Consider the following 3,728-nt stretch of genomic DNA (forward strand, 5'->3'; position numbering starts at 1 on the left):
GGCACGAACAGGCCCTCCGGGTGCGTGACTGCCAGCATCGACGCGAGTTCCGCCCGGTCGAACCAGCGCGCGTCGGTTAACTCCGTGCGGTCGATCGTAATCGCCTCGGTGAGCGCCTCGCCCCAGCAGCCGATCATCAGCGAGTGCGGAAAGGGCCAGGGCTGGCTCGCCACGTATTCGACGGCACCAACGTCGATGCCGGACTCCTCTTTCACCTCGCGGCGAACGGCGTGCTCGATATCGTCGCCCGGCTCGACATAGCCTGCCAGCGTCGAATAGAATTTGTCCGGAAAGCGAAGCTCATGGCCGAGGAGCGCACGGTCGCCGCGCGTGATGAGCATGATGACGGCGGGGTCGGTTCGCGGCCATGTGCTCTGCCCGCAGCCCGCGCATGTGCGGCACCAACCGCCCTCGATGACGTGCAGCGGCCCGCCGCAGCGCGAGCAGCAACGATTATGGGCATGCCAGCCGAGCAGCGCGCGCGCCTCCGCCGCGATCAGCAATTCCGTTTCATGTGAAACACTCTGAAGAGCGAGCGAGCGCAGATCGACCAGCGGATGGAGCGCTTCCTCCGCCCTGGCGAAGCCCCTATGGTACGGCGGCACGTTGCAGGCGAACACGGCGGCGCCCGTCTCGTCCTCGCCCAGAAACGCGAAGTCGAGCGGCGCGGCGAGGGCTTTCACCTCCGGCACGCTCAGCCAGCGAACGACCGGCGGCGCGCGGTCGGGCGTCGGATATATGGGAACGCGGAGGTCGGCGAGGGCCAGCACCCTTGTGCCGGGAGCGTTGAACGCAGCGTCGATAAAAGCCGCATCGCGCCGCTTTTCCGCCCGGCGGTTGAGGCTCTTTTCCGACGTGATCGTGGGTAAATGAAGAAGCGGCATCGCTGAAACTTTAACGACTGAAACGACGGCCTTCAACGAAGAGACGCCGCTTCAGCCAGCAAAAGCGAGCGCCTGCTCACAGCTTCCGGAGCGCCACCGTCTCGACGCGATGCGAGTCGCCCTTCGAGAGAATGAGGTTGGCACGCTTCCTCGTCGGCAGGATGTTTTTCTTCAGGTTCACGAGATTGATCGTGCGCCACAGCTTCAGCGCCTGCGCGATGGCCTGTTCCTGCGTGAGCTTCGAATAGCGGTAGAAATAGGCGTCCTTGTCGCGAAACGCCGTGCGGTAGAGGCGCAGGAAGCGCGTCACGTACCACTTCTCGATCACGGCCGGTTCGGCGTCGATGTAGATCGAGAAGTCCAGAAGGTCGGAGACGAACGGCACTGCGTCGCCGTGCTTCGGCAGCTTCGCGGGCTGGAGCACGTTCAGCCCTTCGATGATGAGAATGTCGGGGCGGTCGACGACGATCTTCTCACCCGGCAGGATGTCGTAGGAGAAGTGCGAATAGACCGGCGCTTCCACGCGCGCCTTGCCCGCCTTCACATCGGCGACGAATTGCAGAAGCCGCGCCTGATCGAAGCTTTCGGGGAAGCCCTTCTTGTGCATGATGCCGCGCCGCTCAAGCTCGGCGTTCGGCCAGAGGAACCCGTCCGTCGGCACAAGATCGACACGCGGATGGTTCGGCCAGCGCACTAGCAGCTCGCGCAGCACGCGCGCCGAAGTGCTCTTGCCCACCGCGACGCTTCCCGCGACGCCGATGATGAACGGCATCTTCGCGTCGCCGTGATTGAAGAAACGCGTCGTCGCGCCATGCAGAAGCTGCGCCGCGCGCACGTAGTAATTCACGAGCTTGGCGACGGGCAGATAGATGTCCGTCACCTCCTCCTGCGAGATTTTCTCGATGAGGCCGGACAGGCGCGTGAGGTCGGCTTCGGACAGCGTCATGTGAACGCCGTCGCGCAGCTTCGCCCATTCGTCGCGCGAAAATGTGCGATAGGGAGAGAGCTGAAGGGCCTGGGGCAACTCGAACTCCAGCACGGGGCTCGACATGCTCATGACGGCGAGCCATCCTTCGGCCGCGACGCTTTTTCGGCGTGCCCGGATTGCGCCGTGCGGCTGTCGAGTTCTGCGAACACCGCCTCGATCGGGACGTTGCGCGCCTCCAGCAGAACCATCAGGTGATAAAGAAGGTCCGCGGCTTCGGCGCGCAGCTTGTCGTCGCTCTCGGCGACGCCGGCGATTACCGTTTCAACCGCTTCCTCGCCAAGCTTCTTGGCGCATGCGGCCGCGCCCTTTTCGAGCAGCGATTTCGTGTATGACGCGGAAGCGGTGGAGGCGCGCCGCGCTTTGATCGTCGCGGCCAACCGTGCGAGCGTATGTTCACTCATGCCTAAGCCCCTCGGGCCGCCGTCACCATCGCCGCGATCATCAATGAGCGGCTTTTCCGGATCAAGGCGAAATTAAATGCCGAACTTCACGAAACGCGGAAATGCGAAGTAGCGCTCAGCGGCCTTGGAAGAAAGATCCTAACCGGTCCCGCCTTGGGAAAGATCCCGTGCTCTTTCTCTGACCGCTTTGTCAAGATCCACGACACTTTACACGCTGCTTAATGGTGGACGGGTAAACGCTATCGCCGCCGCATCATCGCGATGAGGGCGCTGGCGCTCCGATAGCCGACGCGGTGGGCGGTGGATTCCGCTTTCGCGCCCTCGGTCAAGAGCGCGGCGGCGCTTATCGCGCGCAACCGCCGCCGCCACTCCGCGAAGGAAAGGCCGGTTTCAGCCCGGAAGCGCCGCGTCAATGTGCGGCGGGAAAGGCCGAAGCGGGTGGCCCAGTCGTCGATGTCGAGCGGAAGCGCGCAATTGTCGATCAGCGCTTCGCAGAGCGCGGCAAGCCGCCGATCCGTGGGGAGCGGTAATTCGAACTCCGCCTTCGCCGCGCGCGCTACCTCATGGATGACGAGTGTCGCCAGCGCGCCGCCCCGTCCGGCCTCGTCATAGAGAACCGGCTCTTCGAGAAGCGCCAGGATCGCCTCGCGCAGCAGGACCGGCACAGCGATGACCTTGCATTGGGCCGGGATCGCGGCAGCTTCCTCAATCCGGATGTATGCGGTGCGCAGCGAGACGGCGGCGCGCATGTCCACGCAATGGACGGTATTCGGCGGAATCCAGAGCGCGTGACGCGGCGGCACGATCCACGCGCCCTGCGCGGTTTTCGCCAGCATGACGCCATCGACCGCATGAAGCAGCTGTCCGCGCGGATGGAAATGCGCCTGCGTGCTGGCACCCGCCGGGTAGTCTTTCGCCATGACGGCAACCGCGCGCGGCACATATTGGTAGTCGGCGCGATCGGTACTGCGATTTTGGCCCGCTTGAGACAGTTTTCGGCCCCCGTGCGTTTTCAGGCCAGACTACGCTCTCGGCAGACACGCATGCAAGAGAGGGGATCACTCACACCATGACCGCACAGGACGACGCGCCGCACAAGACGCTGCTTTTCGTAAATATAGCGCACGCGCTCGATCACTTCGTGCTGCTGATTTTCCCGACCGCCGTCATCGCCATCGCGGCGGACCTCGGCCGCGACTATGGCGACCTGATCTGGCTCACGACCGGCGCCTTCGTCGCGTTCGGCCTGTTCGCGCTGCCGGTGGGCTGGCTCGCGGACCGCTTCGGGCGGCGCGCGCTTCTGACCACGTATTTCTTCGGCTATGGCGCGGCATGTCTCGCGGTGGCGGGCTCGACGAGTCTCCCGATGATCGCCGGTTCGCTCCTCATGCTCGGCATGTTCAGCGCTATCTATCATCCCATCGGCTCGGCGATGATCGGGCGAACCTCGGATGG

At 64.3% G+C, this 3,728-nt stretch carries 5 protein-coding genes; 1 reads left to right on the plus strand and 4 read right to left on the minus strand.

The window, feature by feature from the left end; all coding sequences use genetic code 11:
• The 4 genes from nudC to T281_RS16560 form a co-directional block, all read right to left on the minus strand.
• On the minus strand, positions 1 to 884 hold an 884-nt coding region (gene nudC / locus T281_RS16545; RefSeq protein ID WP_037242091.1), incomplete at its 3' end, for an NAD(+) diphosphatase.
• 76 nt (positions 885 to 960) lie between these two features.
• Positions 961 to 1,941 carry a type I pantothenate kinase gene (gene coaA, locus T281_RS16550; RefSeq protein ID WP_052037609.1) on the minus strand — a complete coding sequence of 327 codons (981 nt, stop codon included), beginning with the start codon at positions 1,939 to 1,941 and terminating at the stop codon, positions 961 to 963.
• A complete protein-coding gene (locus T281_RS16555) occupies positions 1,938 to 2,273 on the minus strand; it encodes a phosphoribosyl-ATP diphosphatase (RefSeq protein ID WP_013420262.1) in 336 nt (111 codons plus the stop codon). The genes coaA and T281_RS16555 overlap by 4 nt, the downstream gene beginning before the upstream one ends.
• A 239-nt stretch (positions 2,274 to 2,512) precedes the next feature.
• Positions 2,513 to 3,193, minus strand: a complete 681-nt coding sequence (locus tag T281_RS16560) for an AraC family transcriptional regulator (RefSeq protein WP_210336093.1) — start codon at positions 3,191 to 3,193, stop codon at positions 2,513 to 2,515.
• A 149-nt stretch (positions 3,194 to 3,342) separates the two neighbouring features.
• On the opposite strand from T281_RS16560, the gene T281_RS16565 reads away from it, so the two are divergent.
• Positions 3,343 to 3,728: MFS transporter (locus T281_RS16565; protein WP_037242094.1), on the plus strand; the 386-nt coding region annotated here is incomplete at its 3' end.

Origin of the sequence: Rhodomicrobium udaipurense JA643, assembly GCF_000636015.1 — a bacterium.
Taxonomy (GTDB): Bacteria; Pseudomonadota; Alphaproteobacteria; order Rhizobiales; family Rhodomicrobiaceae; genus Rhodomicrobium; species Rhodomicrobium udaipurense.

Coding starts and splice junctions, on each gene's coding strand:
- coaA (WP_052037609.1), bottom strand. CDS start 1,941: ATGAGCATGTCGAGCCCCGTGCTGGAGTTCGAGTTGCCCCAGGCCCTT.
- T281_RS16560 (WP_210336093.1), bottom strand. CDS start 3,193: ATGGCGAAAGACTACCCGGCGGGTGCCAGCACGCAGGCGCATTTCCAT.
- T281_RS16555 (WP_013420262.1), bottom strand. CDS start 2,273: ATGAGTGAACATACGCTCGCACGGTTGGCCGCGACGATCAAAGCGCGG.